Source organism: Corynebacterium sp. MSK150, from assembly GCF_030229215.1.
In the GTDB taxonomy this organism is placed as follows: domain Bacteria; phylum Actinomycetota; class Actinomycetes; order Mycobacteriales; family Mycobacteriaceae; genus Corynebacterium.
In genome coordinates, this window is sequence record NZ_JASPHM010000004.1 from 99,910 (window position 1) to 120,538 (window position 20,629).

Annotated in this window: 18 protein-coding genes; 4 read left to right on the plus strand and 14 right to left on the minus strand. The window is 61.4% G+C overall.

Annotated features, from left to right (window positions below; genetic code table 11):
• Nucleotides 1–93: 93 nt before the first annotated feature.
• Both QP941_RS03895 and eccCa read right to left on the minus strand, forming a co-directional pair.
• Entirely contained in the window at nucleotides 94–1,218 is a 1,125-nt protein-coding gene (locus QP941_RS03895) for a type VII secretion-associated protein (protein WP_284868070.1), read from the minus strand.
• Entirely contained in the window at nucleotides 1,219–4,938 is a 3,720-nt protein-coding gene (eccCa, locus tag QP941_RS03900; protein WP_284868071.1) for a type VII secretion protein EccCa, read from the minus strand.
• A gap of 153 nt (nucleotides 4,939–5,091) precedes the next feature.
• Here eccCa and eccD point away from each other — a divergent pair, with 153 nt between their 5' ends.
• Together eccD and QP941_RS03910 are read left to right on the plus strand one after the other, a co-directional pair.
• Nucleotides 5,092–6,519, plus strand: coding sequence for a type VII secretion integral membrane protein EccD (eccD, locus tag QP941_RS03905; protein WP_284868072.1), 1,428 nt, complete (start codon nucleotides 5,092–5,094; stop codon nucleotides 6,517–6,519).
• Nucleotides 6,519–7,667 (plus strand): S8 family serine peptidase, encoded by a 1,149-nt coding sequence (locus tag QP941_RS03910; RefSeq protein WP_269954282.1) that lies wholly within the window; start codon nucleotides 6,519–6,521, stop codon nucleotides 7,665–7,667. The genes eccD and QP941_RS03910 overlap by 1 nt, the downstream gene beginning before the upstream one ends.
• Here the strand turns inward: QP941_RS03910 and eccB are convergent.
• The 12 genes from eccB to secY form a co-directional block, all read right to left on the minus strand.
• Nucleotides 7,657–8,943: a type VII secretion protein EccB gene (gene eccB / locus QP941_RS03915; RefSeq protein ID WP_284844384.1), complete on the minus strand. Its 1,287-nt coding sequence runs from the start codon at nucleotides 8,941–8,943 to the stop codon at nucleotides 7,657–7,659. The two genes, QP941_RS03910 and eccB, sit on opposite strands and share 11 nt — an antisense overlap.
• Before the next feature lie 74 nt (nucleotides 8,944–9,017).
• Nucleotides 9,018–9,911: a tRNA pseudouridine(38-40) synthase TruA gene (truA, locus tag QP941_RS03920; protein WP_284868073.1), complete on the minus strand. Its 894-nt coding sequence runs from the start codon at nucleotides 9,909–9,911 to the stop codon at nucleotides 9,018–9,020.
• A 140-nt stretch (nucleotides 9,912–10,051) separates the two neighbouring features.
• On the minus strand, nucleotides 10,052–10,543 hold the full coding sequence (gene rplQ / locus QP941_RS03925) for a 50S ribosomal protein L17 (RefSeq protein ID WP_239278100.1): 492 nt from the start codon (nucleotides 10,541–10,543) through the stop codon (nucleotides 10,052–10,054).
• A gap of 72 nt (nucleotides 10,544–10,615) precedes the next feature.
• Nucleotides 10,616–11,626, minus strand: coding sequence for a DNA-directed RNA polymerase subunit alpha (locus tag QP941_RS03930; RefSeq protein WP_005322760.1), 1,011 nt, complete (start codon nucleotides 11,624–11,626; stop codon nucleotides 10,616–10,618).
• Between the two features lie 114 nt (nucleotides 11,627–11,740).
• On the minus strand, nucleotides 11,741–12,346 hold the full coding sequence (gene rpsD, locus QP941_RS03935; protein WP_005322762.1) for a 30S ribosomal protein S4: 606 nt from the start codon (nucleotides 12,344–12,346) through the stop codon (nucleotides 11,741–11,743).
• Between the two features lie 21 nt (nucleotides 12,347–12,367).
• The gene (gene rpsK, locus QP941_RS03940; protein ID WP_005322764.1) at nucleotides 12,368–12,772 is read right to left on the minus strand and encodes a 30S ribosomal protein S11; all 405 of its coding nucleotides are present in this window, start codon (nucleotides 12,770–12,772) and stop codon (nucleotides 12,368–12,370) included.
• A 3-nt stretch (nucleotides 12,773–12,775) separates the two neighbouring features.
• Nucleotides 12,776–13,144 (minus strand): 30S ribosomal protein S13, encoded by a 369-nt coding sequence (rpsM, locus tag QP941_RS03945; protein ID WP_005322765.1) that lies wholly within the window; start codon nucleotides 13,142–13,144, stop codon nucleotides 12,776–12,778.
• Nucleotides 13,145–13,327: 183 nt separating this feature from the next.
• On the minus strand, nucleotides 13,328–13,546 hold the full coding sequence (infA, locus tag QP941_RS03950) for a translation initiation factor IF-1 (RefSeq protein WP_004566852.1): 219 nt from the start codon (nucleotides 13,544–13,546) through the stop codon (nucleotides 13,328–13,330).
• 265 nt (nucleotides 13,547–13,811) lie between these two features.
• Nucleotides 13,812–14,663, minus strand: coding sequence for a L,D-transpeptidase (locus tag QP941_RS03955; RefSeq protein ID WP_284868075.1), 852 nt, complete (start codon nucleotides 14,661–14,663; stop codon nucleotides 13,812–13,814).
• A 64-nt stretch (nucleotides 14,664–14,727) separates the two neighbouring features.
• Nucleotides 14,728–15,522, minus strand: a complete 795-nt coding sequence (gene map / locus QP941_RS03960) for a type I methionyl aminopeptidase (RefSeq protein ID WP_284868077.1) — start codon at nucleotides 15,520–15,522, stop codon at nucleotides 14,728–14,730.
• A gap of 2 nt (nucleotides 15,523–15,524) precedes the next feature.
• Nucleotides 15,525–16,070: an adenylate kinase gene (locus QP941_RS03965; RefSeq protein WP_049378885.1), complete on the minus strand. Its 546-nt coding sequence runs from the start codon at nucleotides 16,068–16,070 to the stop codon at nucleotides 15,525–15,527.
• The gene (gene secY, locus QP941_RS03970; protein ID WP_284868078.1) at nucleotides 16,070–17,395 is read right to left on the minus strand and encodes a preprotein translocase subunit SecY; all 1,326 of its coding nucleotides are present in this window, start codon (nucleotides 17,393–17,395) and stop codon (nucleotides 16,070–16,072) included. Before secY ends, QP941_RS03965 begins: the two co-directional genes overlap by 1 nt.
• A gap of 372 nt (nucleotides 17,396–17,767) precedes the next feature.
• Here secY and QP941_RS03975 point away from each other — a divergent pair, with 372 nt between their 5' ends.
• Both QP941_RS03975 and QP941_RS03980 read left to right on the plus strand, forming a co-directional pair.
• The gene (locus QP941_RS03975; protein WP_284868079.1) at nucleotides 17,768–19,075 is read left to right on the plus strand and encodes a class I SAM-dependent methyltransferase; all 1,308 of its coding nucleotides are present in this window, start codon (nucleotides 17,768–17,770) and stop codon (nucleotides 19,073–19,075) included.
• 11 nt (nucleotides 19,076–19,086) lie between these two features.
• The gene (locus QP941_RS03980) at nucleotides 19,087–20,589 is read left to right on the plus strand and encodes an FAD-binding oxidoreductase (protein ID WP_284868080.1); all 1,503 of its coding nucleotides are present in this window, start codon (nucleotides 19,087–19,089) and stop codon (nucleotides 20,587–20,589) included.
• Nucleotides 20,590–20,629 lie beyond the last annotated feature (40 nt).

Genomic DNA, 20,629 nt, shown 5'->3' on the forward strand with positions numbered 1-20,629 from the left:
AAAAAGCAGCTGTGCTTCGCATCTGTGCTTTCTCACTTTTATTGGACTGAACTTTCCGCCAAACGGTTCCCGGCTGGGGCAAAGTTTTTGAGACTATTTTTTGACCAGGCTTTCCGTGGCCATGCGACAGGCTGCCTTTTGAACGGCGTTGGAGTTATGCCGGGTATGGCACCCCACGGACATCTGGTGCCCACGGTCTTCCCAGGTAGTCCATTCCACCAAGGAGCCGTCCCCAGGGTCTTCGGTATAGGTCAGTCGCCCGGCCTCATCGGTGGCATCGCGAAGCGCCGGATCTTCGTCAACCTGCGCGTGAATTACTTTAAACAGGGCATCCGCCGGCACGTTAAACATCTCATCCGCCGCCAGCAGGATGCGTAGGTTTGGGTCTTCCCCGGTGGCGGTGACCAGGCCATCTTCTACCTTGGTGTGGAACCCACTGGGGACGACTACGGACATTCCCTCCACATCTAAGCGCTTTTCGCCTGGGCTCAATTCGTCACTGCCGGAATCTGACGCGCCCGGAATTCCCGGTTGTGGCGAGGCCGGCGCGGACTCCGTTGCGCCCTCGCGGCTTGGCGCGGCAGCGCGGGGTTGCGGGCGCGTGGTATCCGAAGCGGCGTCGCCTTCGCCTGAAGCTTGGGCACCGATAGCCCACCAAGAAGCTCCGGCCACGGCGATGATGACCACGGCAATTGCCACATGAAAGATATCGATAGCTCCGAGCCAACCGCGCAGGCGGTCGGTCCAGCGTGGCGTTACCGGCTCGTCGTAGGCAGGCGCCTCCATCACCGTAGTGGGAGGCGCCGAATCCGTGGCTTCAGTAGCCGGGTGAGGAGGCGGACCGAGTGGGTCCGGGGCCACTAGCGGAGAGATGGTTGGTTCTGGATCGATGAGGCGCACCCCGGTGACTTCCAATTGCCGGCAAATGATGGTGGTAGCTTCCTGCGCAATTCCCGTGCCGGAAGAGTCTGCCACCACGCAGGCTTCCACGTCGGGCCAGGACGGTCCCGCCATCTTGGATATTTGATCCATGACTTGGCCTAAGGCCCAGCCTTCCACAACGCCAGTTCCCGGCAGGTCATAGCGGTAGACCGTTTCGGGGCCTTCAAAGATGGTGGCCGCATCTAGGATGGTGACGGTAATGGGGACGGCGGTGGTCTCCCCACCGGTGGGGATCGGGGTGTCGGTTGGCGTATGCGCGCTGAGATTGGTGGTCATTTACTTCTCTCCTTCTAGGTACACCGCTTGGGCGACGCCGAGGTTTTCACCGCGGATGCTCCACTGACCGCGGCCGGGTGGTTGGTGGCAGGGCTTGAGTCCGAAGATGGTTCCTTCGTCGCGGTCGGCGTCAAAAAGCAGCAGCGCCGGCTGCAGATCGCGAACCGCGGAAAAGAATTGGCCGAATAGGGCGCGGCCGATGCCGCCGGATTTGCGAGCGATAACAAGGTGCAGGCCAATGTCGCGGGCATGGGGAAGCAACTCCAATAGCGGCGAGACGGCAATATCGCTCAGCAGGTCCGCATCATCGATGACTAGGTAAATGTCTGGGCCCTGCCACCAATCTCGTGCGGCGAGCTGCGCTGGGGTAATGTCCGGGCCAGGCAGGCGAGATTCCAGGGTCCGGACTGTATCGACAATGGTCTCTTGCGCACTCGACTGCGTCGCGGCGTAGGCAGCAACCATGTTCTGGTCCAAGGTTCCCAGGTGGGCTCGGCGCTGGTCGATGACCACGAGCCGTGCGTCTTCCCGCGCAAAAGCGCTAATGCCGCGCATGATCTGCGCCAAGAAGGTGGACTTGCCACAGCCCTGCGCGCCGATTGCCACTAGGTGCGGCTCACGAGACGGATTCCAGGTCAGCGTATCGAGGTCGCGCCCGCCGATGCCCCAGGCGATCTCGCCAGTGGGCACGCCCCCTTGAGCTGCGAGTGCGGCCGAGGTAAGCACAGCGGGCAGCATCTTGAGCTGTGGAACTGGGTCAGCCGCAGCATGCACGCGGCAGATATGGGCGATGTCCTGGTTGGAGGTGCGAGCTAAGAGCATATTCTCACCCGCCAAGGTGAGCCCGCGGCCCGGCGCGCTGGGGAGCTTTTGCTGTAGTTTGCGGTCGATGAGCGAATCCAAGGCTTCACCCAGGCGCAGCTCGAGGCGGTTGGCAATGAGATCGCGGATAGCCGGGCGCATCGTGGTCCACCGCGAAGTGGCAATGATGACATGCACGTGGGCGGAGGCGCCATCGGCGACGATCTCGGTGACCTTCTCCGCTATGTCTTCAAACTCGGCATTCGAGGTACCGATGTGGTGCCAGCCATCAATGACAAGGAAGGTTGCGCACCCTTCTGGGCGGCGGATAAAGCCAGCTACTTCGTCGACGATGCGCCGTACCTTTTCGCCCTCCTCGCGCCCGGCAACTCCGGCCACGTGGGGCAGTCGTTCTAGGGACGATAGCTGACCGCCACCAAGATCGATGACGTAAAAGCGTGCTGCCTGCGGGTCATGCCGTAGAGCTAGCGCAGAGACGATCGTGCGCAGCGCACTCGATTTTCCGGACTGCGGGCCACCACACAGGGCCATGTGTCCGCCGTGCTGGGTGAAATCAATACTCAGCTCATCCTGGCGTTGGTAATACGGCCTATCGATAATGCCGATGGGCGCACGCAGCGGCCCTTGGTCCGCTGTGGGCGAGACTGCACCCGCGTCATCTGCACCGGAAAGCCCCGGTAACGCGGATAGCTCAATGACCGGTGGTAGCGGCGGCAGCCAGATGCGGTGCGCCGATTGATCGCGCATGTGGGCCTCTTCTGCTGCGGCGCGCACGACCTCGGTAAGCACAGTGGTGGAGTCATCGAGAACCACCGCGGCGCTAGTATTGTCCTCTTCCTGGGACCAGCCATGAAAGAGCTGCACGCGGCCGTGGGAGGCTGCGGGGTGGTCCGGGGAGGCGTCGGCAAGCGCCCGGCGCGGCAGGGGCCCGGACACGTAGGAAGCTTGGAAGCGGGTCAAGGCCTCGGCATCGGATTTGAGGTAGCCCGCGCCGGGCTGGCCGGGCAGGTGGTAGGCATCGGTCACGCCCAATACCTGGCGGGATTCCGCTGAGGAGAAGGTTTTCAGGCCGATTCGGTAGGACAAGTGGGAATCGAGCCCCCGCAAGCGGCCTTCTTCGAGTCTTTGGGAGGCCAAAAGCAGGTGCACGTGGAGACTGCGCCCCAAGCGGCCGACGGCGACAAAGAGTTCCGCGAAATCCGGGTGCTGGCCCAAAAGCTCCGAGAACTCATCGACCACAATGACCAAAGCCGGCAAGGGCCCGTGCTCACGCACGGCGGTGGCAGAAACGTTGTATTCACTGACATTGGCAAAGTTTCCGGCGGTGCGCAGCAGCTCTTGGCGCCGGTTCATCTCGCCGGAGATGGCATCGTACATGCGCTCTACCAGCGTAGATTCCTCTTCCAGGTTGGTAATCACCGCGGAGGTATGCGGCAGGCGGTCGCATCCTAAGAATGTCGCGCCGCCCTTGAAATCCACGAGCACGAGGTTAAGCTCGTCCGGACTATGGGTAGCCGCCAGCGCGGTAACAAGGGTGCGCAGCAGCTCCGACTTGCCGCTGCCGGTCGCACCGATGCACAAGCCATGCGGACCCATTCCGCCGTGAGCAGATTCCTTGAGGTCCACCGTGACGGGCTGGCCCACCGTATCGATACCGATGGGCACCATGAGGCGGGCCGAACCCTCCCGGCCATGCCACATGCCACTGGCCGCTAGCTCTTCCACATCGCGATAGCCCAGAAGGCCCATAAGGTCACTGCCGCGCCGGCCAGAAGTGCTATCGGGGCGGCGGTAGGAGGCCATACTGCGCGCAAGCAACGTCGCTCCGGCCGCACTCATTCCATCGGGAGCCCCAAGGTCTTCCACCCCTGCCGCGGTGACCACCTGCAGCTGCTCCCCTGCCACGAGGCTTAGCCCTTCGTGCTCGGCGCGTACCCCCAGCGCCGAAGACGGCGCCCCACCAACCTCAATGATGGTGGTATAGGAATCATCGTGGAAGAAGTCTTCGGTGCCCGTGGTCAGCACGCCATCGACTATGAGGATGCGAAAGCGCGCCTTTTCCGGTGTGCGCGCATGGGGCAGCCACTTCAGCCACTCCCACTGGCCACCGATGGCCTCGATACCGCAGGTTTCCGGGCCATGCGCCAACGCCATCTGCAGCACCATTGCGCGCACCATATCGCGGGAGGGATCTGCGGGCTCTTCGCCCCGAGTCGACGCCATTCCGGACACGGACAAGAAGCGAAAGGCCTGCAGTTGGATAACCACCGGCATATCGGGAACGGTGCCCACCGCCTTAATGGTCTGGCGCATGCTTACCGCACACACCGGGTCCAGGTCTTCAGTGGCGCCGGAATCCGGCACGTTGATGGGGGTGCACAACGTCGTTGGTCCAGTTCCCACGCGTACCTCGAGGGCGTCCGAGTCATCCGGGCCACGCTCCCACATGCGGCGCGAGCCGACTAGAGTGCTAAGTTCCACCGGTGCCGGGTGGCGATAACTTTCATGTGCACGCTGCGCCGAGGCATTGCGCAGCGCCTTTTCCCGCAAGGCTTTAATGTGGCGCAGGTAGGTACGCCGGGTTTCATCCGGGTCCTGCCCGCTGTTATTGGGCCCAAACATCATGGCCATGCTCGCCAGCATCATCAATGGAAACATCAAGGCCATCGGGCTAATCTGCCGGGATTCCCCAGCGCCTAACACCATGAGGGCGACCATGCCGAGCATCGCCGCAATCATCACCACCGGCAGCAGCAGCCGCACCAGCGGCACCGGTTGTGGGCGCACCGCCTCTGGGACTTCCTCGGCCTCGATGCTGCCGGTGGGCAGCGGCGGCGCAGCATCCCGCAATGGCATGGTCAACGGCTCAATGACGCGGGTATCCCCGATCCCAAGCATGCCTAAATAACCTCCCCCGAGCCACGCGCCAAGCGCCCTTGGCCCCTGCCAAGATTCCCCGCGCTGCGGTGGACACGTCGCCACTAGTAAGCCACAATATGTGGCATTGGGCAAGGGGGACGCCCACAATCCATACATTTTTCGGGGGACATCATGACTACTGCAACGGCGCATCATTTGCGCCTTACCGTTCGCATTCATGCCGGCGCTTTCCACAAGGAGGCGGACGTGGCGCTACCGCTAAGCTCCAGCGTGGGAGAGCTTTTGGCGGAAATCACTGACTTGGTGGATGCGCCCACCATTTCTGAGCCTTGGCGCGCGAGCACAGCCTCCGGCCGCGCCATCGATCTCACCGCCCCATTGGCTGCCACTGCGCTCACGGAAGGCTCCATCCTGGTTATTAGTCCGCGCGAGCGCCGGCCTGCACCGGTGATTCGGGATGCGGCGGAATCGCTCGCCGCCGCGGCTGAGGAGGATACTACCGCCGCCCTTCCCACCATCTGGGCTTGGGCGGGGCTGCTTGCCACCTTCGCCCTCGTGTGGGTTAGCACCCTTCCCCTAGCGGCGTGGGCGGCGTTGACCGCTGGAGCCCTGTTGCTCGCCTTGTGGACCCGCGCCCTATCACTGGTGCACCTTAGCCTGGTAGCCGGCATGGCGTGTGGCTGGGTGGTGATTTCGCCCTCGCTTAGCGAAGCCCCCTTTGCCGCACTCACCGCTTGCGTCGCCCTCCTCATCGTGCTGCTTGCCTGTCACGTCACCGGGTTGAGCACGGTTCGCACCACCGCCGCGGCGCTCACCGTCTCAGTGCTGTTGTTGGTCGCGGCTTTGGGCTACCTGCTGCCCGGACCAGGGACGGGTCTCCAGGGCAGCCACGGTACGGCGGCAGCCGCCTGCGTGGTGATCGCCGGCATTATCCTGTTGGCCGCAGCTCCTGCGCTGACCGTTGCCACCGCTGGGCTCAAAGTCCCGCAGCTGCCCACGGCCGGCCAAGACCTCGCGGTTTCGGATACCGTCCAGCCGGATGTCGATATCCGTGCCCGGCGCGCCGGCAGCGCCTATGAGGGAATGTGCTGTGGGCTGGCGCTCTGTCTCATTCCGGCCCTGATCGCCCTCTCGCTGACGGGCAGTGGTCCGGCCTTGGCGCCGACGAGCGGCGCGCCCGATTCTCTCGCCGAGTACGTTGCGGTGCTCTTTGGTGCTGAGCACACCGGCGCGGGCTTCGTCCAAGCACTCTGCGTGACCACCGCGGGTGCCGTCGTCATGCATGCCGCCCGGCACGGTCGTGCGTTGGCTAGCTGGGCCCTGATGCTGCTGGCGATGACCGCCTGTCTCGCTACGTGCTTATGCGCTACCCACGCGGTGGCGAATTCCGGGATTGCCGATGCCTGGGCACCAATACTTGTTGCCTGCCTGGTTCTCCTCGCCATGCTGAGCGCCCCGCTGTGGGCGCCCAAGGTGGACGGGCTCGAGCCCACCACCATCGCGTGGTTTGAGCGCATAGAATCCCTCGCCATTGCCGCTAGTTTGCCGCTGGCCGCGCACCTAGCCGGTGTCTTCGTGCTCATCAGGGGGCTTGGATAATGCGCGTGCTACCTGCCGCTTTAGTAGTTGCATTCGCTGCAGGACTGACTGCTGCTCCCTATGCGGCCGCTCGCGAGCCGGACCGCGAATGCGCCGCCGCGCATTCCTCACCGCTTTCGCCCCAACCAAGCGAGGAGCAGCTAGACTACCGGGCCCGTTTACATTCCTTTGCTACCGGGGAAGGCGTCAAAGTAGCCGTTATCGATACTGGCGTTGCCCGTCACGACCAACTGCGGCATCTCAGCAGTGGCGCGGACCTTGTCGCGCCGGAGTCCCCAGAGCCGCATCGCGATTGCGACCTGCACGGCACCGTCGTGGCCGGTGTCATCGCCGGACACGATATCGGTATCGCCCCGCGAGCAGAAATCTACGCTGTGCGCCAGACCAGCGCGCACTATCGCCAGGAAGCGGAAGACAGTACCACCGGATCGCTGGACACCTTGGCCCGCGCCATTGATGACGCCGCCGCTGCCGGTGCCCGCGTCATCAACATCTCCGTTGTCTCCTGTGTCCCGCCAGATGTGGCCGCGCAGGTCGATACCTCTCGCTTGGATCGTGCTTTGGCGCATGCGGAAGACTCCGGGGCCGTGGTGATCGCAGCATCCGGCAATGCGTCCTCTGGCAGCTGTGAGATGGGTGACCGCGTCTTTCCGGCGGATTCGCCCACGGTGCTCTCAGTAAGCGCCCAAGCGGATTCGCACGAACTCGCTGACTACTCGTTGAATTCGGCCGACGGACCCCAGCTTGCTGCGCAAGGTTTCATTCCGCTTGCGCTCAACCCTGAGGGTGGATGGGCCGATGGTAAGGAAGGCACGGACGGAACGGCGCAGTTCCATGGCACCTCCTTTGCCGCGCCGGTGGTCAGCGGCACCGCTGCCCTCTTGGCACAACGCTTTCCCGATGATAGCCCGGCCGTCCTCCGCAAGCGCTTGGAGGACGCCGCGGAGCCAGGGCACGGCTTCATCGACCCGCTCACCGTGCTCACCCACGTGGAAGCGGGCCCGGACGTCGATACCCGAGCTATGACCATCCGCCCCGCCGACGAAGTCGACTCGCGCGCCCCCACACGCAGTGCCTGGGTGCTGGGTGGGTTAGCGCTGGCGCTTGCTGCGTGGGCGGTGTGGCGCGGGCTGCGGCCTAAGAACTAACCTGCAGAGCCTGCTCACGGTTGAGCGCGGAGCCTTCCGGCAGCAAGCGCAGGATCTCCCACGGCACCTGCGCGCCCACGCCGGTGCCAAGGGCTTCCAAAGTCTCTTTGTCCTTGACCTCGTGCCGCTGCCCCGTGGGTGACACCACGTGATAGCCATGGCCGCTGTCTACGCCTACGCCACCGGCGTTGAGCCCACCAAAGCGATGGGCCACCGACTCACCTGCCAAGGCGACGGTGCCTGCTTGGGCAGGTACCACTACCCCGCCGCCCTCGTTAGCAGCGCACATCCAGCCATCGTCCGGGCTTAAGAAGCGGAAGGACGTGGAAGGAAGGTTGAGGTTTAAGGGGGCGTCGGCAAGCGCGGCCATCTCCTGCGGCGTGGCTGTCGTCTCCTTGGCGCCTACGCCTGCGAGCATCTCCGCCTGCGGAGGCGTGAGCTCCGCTACGCCCTCGGCCGTACGCGCCCACAGGCTCTGCCCAGTATCGACAACCTCGGGCGGATCGGACGGAAAGTTCAGCGGTGGCAGCTCCGCAAAGGCATTGAGCAGCTCAGGCGGCACGGGCCAGGTGTGGGTGTCATCGTCCACGCCCATCGCCCGGCGCACGACGCGCCCTTCGGTGCTGGAGGAATCTGGCAACGCCACGCGGCCTTCCTCTGTGATAAGCCACTGCGTGCCCTCGGATTCCACCAGTGCGGCGCGCTCCTCACCGAGGCTTTTCTGCTCGGGCTCAGCAAGGACAATAACCTCCTGCGACGCTACTTGGTGGCCGCCGATGCTGGTCGGGTTTTCTGTAGACGGCGCCTCATCCTTGCCGGCCAAACACGCTACCCATCGCTGCTGGGGATTCTCGCCTGCCGCCGCGAGGTACCCAGGGGCATCCGAGATACCCACCGGTGAGCCCAGTAGCGCTTCTTGCAGGTGCTCATCCCCAATGGTCTGTGCCTCGGCCGCCTGCCCGGCGATTATGCGCGCCGACGCCAGGTTGAATACTGGGTGGTAGGTGTCGTTGACATCCACAAAGAGCTGTCCCTGCTCCGAGCGCACAATCGGCGCATCACCCGGCTGCGGACTCGGCTGCAGCCATGCCAACATGCCAGAGCCCACCGCAAGGAAGGCGACGCCGACCCCGCCAAAAAGGAGGGCTTTGCGGCGCCTAGCCAATGGATCGTGAATCATGCGGATATCGCCTAAGACAAGCCCATGCTCGACGCGGCGACGCAAGAATTTATGCCCCGAGACCTGGGCCTTGGTAGTAGGCAGCGGACGTGCCATGATTTTCCCCCGAAAAGTCTGTGTACACCCAGCACACAGGCTATCCCAGGTAGGCGACCGCTGCCACTTGGGCGCTAGTCAGCGCTGCGCCTTTCGCGGGTGGCCTCAGCGCGAGCGGCCAGCTGGTCAGCCGCCGGATAATCAACGGCGACCAGCGATAGCCCCTTTGCCGGGGCCACGGGGATGCTGGAAGAGCGCTTCGTCTCCTGCAGCAGTGCCGCAGCGAAATCGGCATCGCGGCGCCCCTCCCCCACGCGCAGGCAGCAGCCCACCAACGAGCGCACCATCGACCAGCAGAACGCATCGGCGCTCACGCGGGCCTCAAAAAGCTCCGGCTCTTCGGGCGTAGAAACGTCGCGCCAAGAAAATTCCTGCAATTCACGGATGGTCGTGGCATTCGGCTTGGCCTTACAGAAGGCTGCAAAATCGTGCAGGCCTACCAGGGCAGTGGCGGCTTCTTGCATGGCATCGATATCCACCGGCTTAATCCATTCGGCCGTATCCCGCGCCCGCGTCGGCAGCGCGCCGCGCGGATTGGTAGTAATCCGATAGATATAGTGCCGACGCAGCGCCGAAAACCGCGCATCAAAACCCGCGGGTGCGAACTCGCAGCCGTGTACCCGAACGTCTTCTGGCAGAAGCTTTGCTAGCCGACGCACCAGCTTCCCCGGCTCCCCCGCTACCGAGCGCTGCGCCAGCATCTCAGTGGGAACGTCCACGTGCGCCACCTGGCCACGAGCATGTACGCCGGCATCCGTCCGCCCAGCTACGGTAAGCGGCACCTCCGTGCGCGCAATCATCGCCAGTTTCTCTTCCAGCACGCCTTGCACCGTACGCAGGCCACCCTTCTGCTTGGCCCAGCCATGAAAGTCCGTGCCGTCATAAGCCAAGTCCAGGCGCAGGCGAACGAATCCGTCCGCCGGCCCTTCGGGGGAAGTCGATGCCGCATCTGTCATAGTGGGCTTCATGCTACCGGAGTGTTGACTGCCCGCCGGCGCTGGGTCTGGGTCGTTCGTGCGTTAAGCCCTAGTTGGGTGCGGACATGAAAAACCGCCGCCCTCCCACAGGTGGGGATAGGCGGCGGCGAAGCGCTAAGGCCGAAGAGGAATTACTTCTCCTCGGACTCCTCAGCTGCGGTCTCCTCGGCAGGTGCCTCGGTCTCAGCAGCCTCGTCTGCCTTAGCTTCCTCGGCCTGCTTGGAAGCAGCAGCGCGGGTAGCGCGGTTTGCCTCAGAGGTCACAGTCTCCTCGAGAACGAGGGAGATCTGGGACATCGGGGCGTTGTCACCGGTGCGGTTGTCCAGCTTGATGGTGCGGGTGTAGCCACCCTCACGGTTCTCAAACTTCGGGGCAACCTCGTCAAACAGGTAAGAAACAACATCCTTGCGCGGGATGAGCTTCAGAACTGCGCGGCGGTCAGCAACGGTGCCGGACTTAGCCTTGGTGATGATCTTTTCGATGTACGGGCGAAGGACCTTCGCCTTGGCATCGGTGGTCTTGATAGCGCCGTGCTCGATCAGGCTGGCTGCCAAGTTGCTCAGCATGTGAGCCTGCTGCTTGGCGGAGCCGCCGAGACGGGCACCCTTCTTAGGGGTTGGCATTGTGTACTCCTCGTATGCGGTAAAAGTTGAGCGCGCGGCAATCAGGTCATTGCCGCAAGTCAGCGGGGTTCTTTACTCGGAATCCTCAGCAGCCGGATCCTTGAAATCACCGGTTTCTGCGTCGTAGCCCTCGAGCTGGGTCGGGTCGAAGTCCTCAGGGGTGTCCTTGAGAGCCAGGCCCAAGTTAGCCAGCTTGATCTTTACCTCATTGATCGACTTCTGGCCGAAGTTGCGGATATCCAGCAGGTCGGACTCGGTGCATTCAGCGAGCTCGCCCACGGTGTGGATCTCCTGACGCTTCAGGCAGTTATAAGAGCGGACGGAGAAGTTCAGGTCCTCGATCGGCATGCCATAAGCAGCGATGTACTCGGTCTCCTGCGGGGAGGGTCCGATCTCGATGCCTTCAGCAGCGTTGTTCAGCTCGCGGGCCAGGCCGAAGAGCTCGACCAGGGTGCCGCCGGCGGAAGCCAGGGCATCGCGTGCAGAAATCGAGTTCTTGGTTTCGACGTCGATGGTCAGCTTGTCAAAGTCGGTGCGCTGCTCAACACGAGTTGCCTCGACCTTGTAGGAGACCTTGAGGACCGGGGAGTAAATCTGGTCGACCGGGATGCGGCCGATCTCACCGGAGGTAGGAGCGGCTGGGACATAGCCACGGCCGCGCTCGACGACGAGCTCAATGTCCAGCTTGGCGGTGTCATTCAGGGAAGCGATGTGCAGATCCGGGTTGTGGATCTCCACGCCAGCCGGCGGCTGGATATCGCCCGCGGTGACATCGCCCGGGCCTTCCTTGCTCAGGTACATAACAACCGGCTCATCGGAGTCGGAAGAAAGCACCATGCTCTTGATGTTCAAGATGATCTCGGAAACGTCTTCCTTCACACCGTTGATGGTGGTGAACTCGTGGAGAACACCATCGATCTTGATGGAGGTTACCGCTGCACCCGGAATGGAGGACAGCAAGGTACGACGCAGCGAGTTACCGAGGGTGTAGCCAAAGCCCGGCTCGAGCGGTTCGATAACGAACTTGGAACGAGACGAGTCGATGAATTCCTCGGTGAGCTGAGGACGCTGGGAAATGAGCATTGAAATTCTCCTTTTCGGCGACCGCTATTTGACGCCGGTAGAGGGGTAAAAATCTTCGGGATTGAAGATTCCTGGTTATCCGCCAGGCCATTACAGGCCGTGCGGTATAACAGTTTACTTCGAGTAAAGCTCGACGATGAGCTGCTCCTGCAGCGGAATGTCGATCTGAGCGCGCTCGGGCAGCTGGTGCACGAGGATGCGCAGGGTATCAGGAACAACCTGCAGCCATGCCGGTACGTTGGCATCGATGAGGGCGTCCTGAGCATCTTCGAACCATTCCATCTTCTTGGAGCGGTCACGGACATCGATGATGTCGTACTGGGTGACCTTGTAGGAAGGAACGTTGATGTTCTTGCCGTTCACGGTGAAGTGACCGTGGGAGACAAGCTGGCGAGCCTGGCGGCGGGTGCGTGCCAGACCTGCACGGTAAACTACGTTGTCCAAGCGGGACTCGAGCAGGATAACCAGGTTATCGCCGGTCTTGCCCGGGAGGCGGTTGGCCTCTGCGTAGTAGCGACGGAACTGACGCTCCAGCACACCGTAGGTGTACTTTGCCTTCTGCTTCTCCTGGAGCTGCAGCAGGTACTCAGATTCCTTGATGCGGTTGCGGCCAGCCTGTCCCGGTGGGTACGGGCGGCGCTCGAATGCCATATCTCCGCCGACCAAGTCGACGCGAAGACGGCGGGATACGCGGGTAGCGGGGCCAGTGTAACGAGCCATTTTCTTACCTCTTCCTTTCCCTTAAACCTTGCGGCGCTTGGTCGGACGGCAGCCGTTGTGCGGCTGTGGAGTTGCATCCGTGATCGAGGAAACCTCGAGGCCTGCAGCCTGCAGGGAGCGGATGGCGGTCTCGCGGCCGGAGCCCGGACCCTTGACGAATACGTCAACCTTCTTCATGCCATGATCCATTGCCTTGCGTGCAGCATTCTCGGCTGCCATCTGAGCGGCGAACGGAGTGGACTTACGGGAACCCTTGAAGCCAACGTGGCCGGAGGATGCCCAAGAGATAACAGCACCGGTCTGATCGGTGATCGAGACGATGGTGTTATTGAAGGTGGACTTGATGTATGCGTGGCCGAGGGCCACATTCTTCTTTACGACGCGACGGCCGGAACGGCGCGCGCCGGAACGAGTCTTTGGAGGCATGAATTACTTCTTCTTTCCTGCGATCGTCTTCTTCGGACCCTTACGAGTGCGCGCATTGGTCTTGGTGCGCTGGCCACGTACAGGCAGGCCACGACGGTGGCGCAGACCCTTGTAGCTTCCGATTTCAATCTTGCGGCGGATATCAGCCTGAACCTGACGGCGGAGGTCACCCTCAACCTTCCAGGTAGCCTCAATTGCGTCACGGAGCGCCGACAGCTGGTCGTCATCCAGGTTGTCAGTGCGCAGGTCAGGAGAAATGCCAGTCTTTTCTAGCAGTTCCTTGGCACGGGTTGGACCGATGCCGTAGATGTAGGTGAGAGCGACCTCCATGCGCTTATTGCGGGGGAGGTCAACACCAGCTAGACGTGCCATATGGCGTGTCCTTTCGGGTTGTTACGGCGGTTTTCTCCCCATCCGTCCCGCTCCATGCAACGCTTCGCCCGGGCCGTGCCGGGAATCCTTGGGTTGCTTACCAGTGCGGGCTCAGGCCACCGTAGCCTGAGGTGGACAGAGTGAACCTGTGGGTTCACCCTTGGGTGAGGAGGCTTACAGTCTTTACTTGTAGCGGTAGACGATGCGTCCGCGGGTCAGGTCATAAGGAGACAGCTCTACAACCACGCGGTCCTCTGGGAGGATGCGAATGTAGTGCTGACGCATCTTGCCAGAAATGTGTGCAAGAACCTTGTGTCCATTGTCGAGCTCGACACGGAACATTGCGTTGGGCAAAGGCTCGATAATGCGGCCTTCTACCTCGATTGCGCCTTCCTTAGCCATAACCTCTACTTTTCTGGCGACGGCCAAGTCTGCCGTCACCTGCATGTTTGTTGTCTACTGCGGTGGCGTATCCGCGCCAGCCTCGCTGACGCTATACACCGACTTAACAGCATACGCTGCAGCGACACGTTTTCCAAACCGCTGCGCTTTCCGACGCCCCGCTAGCTCTCCCGCCCCTCCTCCTCAGCCGGAAAAATCCCCCGAACCGATTCTCCTCTTCGGAAGATTAGTTCGGGGGATGAGGTTTTCGCTTAGAGCGCGGGCCTTAGTAGATAAAGACCTTATCGCCAACCTGTACATTGTCCCAGTAGCGCTTGGCAGCGTCTGGTGGCAGGTGAACGCAGCCATTGGAATCAACGGCCGGGTCATCCAAGTGGAAGGCGTGACCGTTATTGGTGAAGTAGATGGAGTACGGCATCGGCGCGTTATTGAACTCGCGGGAAATCTCATGCTCTACCTTGCGGGTCACGTGGAAAGTGCCACGTGGGGTTTCCTGACCGCGCATGCCGGCGGACATTGCCGGGGACACGTAGGACACCTTGCCGCCATCCTGCAGCCAGGTGCGTCGACCATTCAGGTCGACACAAACCTTCGCATCGGCCGGGCACGGGCCACGGTCGAACTGGTTGGCACGGCGCTGTGCTTCCGCCTTGCGTGCCGCAGCCTCAGAGCGAGCCTTCTCGGCAGCGACGCGCTCAGCGTTGGCGCGAGCAGCGGCCTCGCGGGCCTTGCGCGCTTCCTCATTCTTCTGTGCAATCAAGCCTGGGAAGAGGAATTCTACAGCGCCGTCCACAGCGGTCTGGACGCTAGGTGCCAGTTCCGGGGAGAACTTCTCTGCCTGGTCCAGGATCTGGTTGCGAGTATTCCAGGCCTGCTCGCGGCTCTGGCCATGGAAGTTATCCAGCTGCTTCTTTGCCTCAGCGGTGAGCTGGTCTAGGCCGGACTGGGAAGAGAGCTGAGCGAGGTCGGAGTTTGCCTTGGAGCTGAGCTGATCCAGGTTCGGAATCTCCTGGGCAGTAGCGGCAGGAGCCGCAATAGTGGCGCTCAAGGCCATCACGCCAGCGACTGCGGGCGCTGCAACCGTGGCACGGAACTTGCGGAAGCTAAATTTAGACATGGCTGTGAGTATAAACCTTTCAGGGGAATATGCCTAGTGCAACAGGCATATCGGGGAATAAATGTCAGTAGCGGCGGGTAAGAATACGGGGCCCATCGGCGGTAGCGGCCACCGTATGCTCCCAGTGAGCGGCAAAGGAGCCATCGAGGGTAACGACCGTCCAGTCATCCTCTAGCACGGCAGAATCCTCTGTGCCCAAAGTTAGCATGGGTTCAATAGCTAGGACGGAACCTTCTTGGATCAGTGGGCCACGGCCCGGGCGACCCTCATTGGCCAGGTAAGGATCCTCGTGCATGGTGCGCCCAATGCCGTGACCGCCATAGCCATCCACGATGAATAGATCCACGCCGAACTTCTGCTCGGCCCGGCGGGTGGCTTGCTCTAGGGCATGGGAGACGTCGGTAAGCAGATTGCCCGGAACCATAGCCTGCATGCCCTCCATGAGGACATACTCGGTGGCCTTATTGAGGGCTGCGACGTCTGCATCGAGCTCGCCTACTGCAAAGGACCAAGCGCTATCGCCTACCCAGCCATCGAGCGTGGCACCGCAATCGATAGACACCAAGTCGCCATCTACGAGGACGGTTTCCTTATCCGGAATGCCGTGCACGATGACGTCATTAACGGAAGCACAGATGGAGCCCGGAAATCCTTCGTACCCCTTGAAGGTGGGATAGGCGCCGGCATCGCGAATGGTCTGCTCAGCCACCGCGTCCAACTCGAGGGTAGATACGCCAGACGCCGCAGCAGCGCGGACTTCCTGCAGTGCCTTGCCAACAATTTCGCCGGCGGCCTGCATGGCGTCTAGCTCGCCCGGGGTGCGGGCGGGGATGCGCTTACTGCGGCGTCGAAAAGCCATGCTTACTTACCCAGTGCTTCCATCGCACGGGCGTTGATTTCCTCCACGGTGCCTTCGGCCTTGATGGAGATGATGGCATCGCCGTAGTGCTCGATAAGTGGGAAGGTTTCCTCGCGGTAGACACCGAGGCGGGTGCGGATGGTCTCCTCGTTATCGTCGGCGCGGCCACGGGCCATCATGCGCTCAACAACAACATCCTCAGAGACCTCAAAGTTGAGAACTCCGTCGAGTTTCTCGCCCTTCTTAGTCAGCAGCTCCTCCAGGATGTCTGCTTGCTCGGTGGTACGCGGGAAACCGTCCAGCAGGAAGCCATTCTTGGCGTCATCCTGGTTAAGGCGGTCCTCGACCATACGGGCGGTGACGTCGGTAGGTACCAGCTTGCCTGCATCGATGTAGGACTTTGCCTCTACACCCAGCGGGGTGCCTTCGCCGATATTGGCGCGGAACAGGTCGCCGGTGGAGATGTGCGGAACGTTCAGCTTCTCGCTGAGGATAGCTGCCTGGGTGCCCTTGCCGGCACCGGGAGGTCCTAGAAGTACAAGACGCATTACTTAAGTAGTCCTTCGTAGTTGGATTGCAGTAGCTGGGACTCGATCTGCTTGACCGTAGTCAAGGCGACGGAGACCATAATCAGGATGGCCGTACCACCAAAGGCGGAGGTGCCGCTGGCGGAGGAGCGGCCCACGCCGAGATCCAAGAGGATGTTCGGCAGGATGGCAATAACTGCCAGGTACAGGGCGCCCACGCACAGCAGACGGTTCATCACATAACCAAGGTACTCCGCGGTCGGACGGCCCGGGCGAATACCCGGGATAAAGCCGCCGTACTTCTTCATATTATCCGCCTGCTCTGCCGGATCGTACTGCACCGAGACATAGAAGTAAGCGAAGAAGATGGTCAGGACGAAGTACAGCACGATGTACTGCCAGGAGGAAGGCGCCTGCAGGTGCGCGATGACATTGCGCTGCCACCAGTTATCCGGGGTGCCGGGGGAGCCAGAGTTCACAATCTGGGTAATGAGGACCGGCATATAGATAAGGGAGGAAGCGAAGATGACCGGGATAACGCCGGCCTGGTTGACCTTCAGCGGCAGGTAGGTAGAGGAACCACCGTACTGGCGGCGGCCGACCATGCGCTTTGCGTACTGAACCGGAATGCGGCGCTGGCCCTGCTCGATGAAGGTAATGCCAACAACTAGGACGACCAAGCCGGCTACAACCATGGCGAAGACGAGGCCGCCATTGTTCTGCAGGATGCTTACACCATCGGTGGGCAGGCGGGTTGCGATACCAGCGAAGATGAGCAGGGACATGCCGTTACCGATGCCCTTTTCGGTGATGAGCTCACCCATCCACATCACCAGTACAGCGCCGGAGGTCATGGTGATGACCAAGACAATGAGGGTGAAGAAGTTTCGGTCATCTGCCAAGACCGGTACGCCCTGCCCCAGCAGCTGCTCACGGTCTGCCAGCGCGACGATGCCGGAGGATTGCAGCAACGCCAGCGCGAGGGTCAGGTAGCGGGTGTACTGGGTCATCTTGGCCTGACCGGACTGGCCTTCCTTCTTCAATTCCTCAAAGCGAGGAATGACCACGGTCAGCAGCTGCACAATAATGGACGCCGTAATGTACGGCATGATGCCGATAGCGAAGATCGACAGCTGCAGCAGCGCACCACCCGAGAAGAGGTTGATGACGGAGTAAAGGTCTCCGGACTGCTCGGTCAACTGGCGCAAACGGCCAGCAATAGACGCATAGTCAACACCCGGAGACGGGATCTGTGCACCGACGCGGTACGCGATGATCATCACGATGGTGAAGATGATCTTCTTACGTAGGTCGGCATCCTTGAAAGCCTGGACAATGGCGGACACTACAAAATCCTCCTGGCCTACCGCTGCCGAACGCGAAATCTAGGGAGGGTTTCGCGTTCATACACGGAGGTGGAAACTCATCTACCCCTAGGAAACCGCACCCCCTGCGCCAGAAAGCTTAGGGGAAATTCAGGTTTCCTTCAGGGACGGTTGAACACTTATGACCCCATTACCCTACCAGCCTTGCCCCGCATAGCCACATTAAGACCCAATAGTGTGACCATGATTGCTTGATCTTTCGCGCGTTTTGCATCCGGGGTTTACCATGAAGGGTATTGCCCCCGCGCAATTCCCTTAAATAGTCTCCGACCTCACAGCCTTGCGCTTCGAGGCCGTTATTGGTGTGAACCTAATGTTTCGAAAGCAGTACTTATGAGCAAGAAATTCACGCCGATGACCGTTGCTGAGATCATCGACGTATTTGTCCCTAGCCCCAACCCTTTCCGCTGGGAGGCCTTCGATGGGTCCGCGACCGGACCAGAAGACGCCCAATACAAGGTGACGATTAATAGCCTTGAGGGCCTCTCCTTTATCGCTACCCATCCCGGCGATGTGGGTTTTGCGCGTGCATATGTCACGGACGGCATCACGGTGCATGGCGATCACCCGGCACACCCCTATGGAATTTTTAACGCGCTGCATGCCATGTATGACAAATTCCAGAAGCCGGACGCCAAGACCCTGGCGCGCGTTGTTCGTTCCCTAGCATCCATGGGTGCCTTCCAAATCCAGCCGGTCCCCGAGGTGGAGCGCGCTTCGTGGCTGCGCCGCAAACTGCACGACGGCCTGTCCAAGCACTCGAAACAGCGCGATGCCGATGTCATTTCTGATCACTACGACGTTGGCAATGATTTCTACGAGCTGTTCTTGGGCGATTCGATGACCTACACCTGCGCCTACTACCCCTCCCCGGACGCCACCCTGGAGGAAGCCCAAGAGAATAAGTATCGCCTCATCTTTGACAAACTCCGCCTCAAGGAGGGCGACCGCCATTTGGACGTGGGCTGCGGCTGGGGCGGTATGGTGCGCTACGCAGCACGCCGCGGTGTGAAGTCCATCGGCGTCACCCTCTCCAAGGAACAGGCCGAGTGGGGCCAGCGCAAGATTGAGGAGGAAGGCCTCCAAGACTTGGCGGAGGTCCGCTTCATGGACTACCGCGATATCACCGAAGAGGGCTTCGATGCTATCTCCGCCATCGGCATTATCGAGCACATTGGCGTGAAGAACTACAACGACTTCTTCAAATTCCTCCACGGCAAATTGAAGGTCGGCGGCCTGATGCTCAACCACAACATCACTTACCCGGATAACCACAAGACCCCCAAGGGCGGCTTCATTGACCGCTATATCTTCCCTGACGGCGAGCTCACCGGCTCCGGCAATGTCACCAAGGCCATGCAGGACAATGGCTTTGAAGTCATTCACACCGAGTCTCTGCGCTTTGATTACATGCGCACGCTGCACGATTGGTGCGAGAACCTGAAGGACAATTGGGACGAGGCCTGCGCAACCGTGGGCCTACCCACCGCCCGCCTCTATGGCATTTATATGGCCGGATCTGAGTGGGGCTTTGAGCGCAATATCATCAACCTGTATCACTTCCTCGGCGTCAAGCTGGGCGAGGCCGGTTCCCGCGCCGGCGTTCCCGAGCGCCGCTGGTGGGAAGATAGCCGCTTTTAAGGAGGGGTGTCATGACTCTCATTGATAACCTGCGTGAACGCCTCGCCGCCGCCCAGCCGCGGCCGGTGGATGCCATGCCCATTGAGCCGGTGGGGTGGACGGCGCACCAGGAGGGCGTCGATAAGCTGCTGGCGAGCTTCCGTGCTGTCCCGGCCGGAAAGCGCGTGCGCCTAGCTAAGAAGACCTCCAATCTCTTCCGTAGCCGCAGCGAGGAGCAGGAGGGCCTCGATGTGTCCGGCCTTAGCGGCGTCATTGAGGTCGACCCAGTTGCCCGTACGGCCGATGTGCAAGGCATGTGCACCTATGAGGACTTAGTCGATGCCACCCTGCCCCATGGCCTCATGCCCTTCGTCGTACCGCAGCTTAAGACCATTACTTTGGGCGGTGCGGTAACTGGCATGGGCGTGGAATCTACCAGCTTCCGCAATGGTCTCCCACACGAGTCCGTGCTGGAGATGGATGTCCTTACCGGCACCGGCGAGATTCTCACCTGCTCCCGCGAAGACAACGTCGATCTCTTCCGTCTGTTCCCCAACTCCTATGGCTCGCTGGGCTATGCGGTGCGCCTCAAGATTGAGCTGGAACCCGTGCCCGCCTATGTAGAGCTGCGCGAAGAGCGTTTCCACACCGTGGAGGAAGCGAGCCGCGCGCTTGCCGACGTCGCCTCTTCCCACACCCACCGCGGCGAGCCCGTCCACGGCCTCGACGGCGTAGTCTTCTCCGAGGACGAGGCGTACCTTGTCTTTGCCCGCTTCACTGATGAGGAGGGACCAACCTCCGATTACACACGGGACAAGATTTACTACCGCAGCATTCAGCACGCCTCTGGCATCCGCCGCGATCGCCTCACCATCCGCGACTATATCTGGCGCTGGGATACCGATTGGTTCTGGTGCTCGCGTGCTTTTGGTGCGCAGAACCCGAAAGTGCGCAAGGTGTGGCCGCGCGAGCTTCGCCGCAGCTCCTTCTATTGGAAGCTGGTCCGACTCGACCGCAAATACGAGCTGGAATATAACTTCATCAAAAAGCCCCACGGTAAGCCACGCGCAGAGCGCGTGGTGCAGGATATCGAGGTCACCCCAGAAAACCTGCCGGAATTCCTCCATTGGTTCTTTAATGCCTCCGATATTCAACCGGTGTGGCTGTGCCCCATCCGTCTGCGCGATGGCGTAAACGAACTTGTTGGCACTGGCGACCTTGCCTCTGACTCCGCCGATCCATGGCCGCTTTACCCGCTGCGCCCCGGACAAACCTGGGTCAACGTCGGCTTCTGGTCCGGCGTGGACGGCGACCACGTCGATCCATCCGCGCCGAATAATGGCGCGTTCAACAGAGTCATCGAATCCAAGGTCAACGAGCTAGGCGGACACAAGTCCCTCTACTCCGAGGCCTTCTATTCCCGGGAGAAATTCGAAGAGCTCTACGGTGGAAGCCTTCCTTCGACTATTAAGGCGGTTACCGACCCGGATGACCGCTTCCCCGGCCTGTACGAGAAGACCGTAGACGAGGCCTAGGCCTTTCCTCCCCCGCGGCTACTCTGGTGGGAAAAGCAAA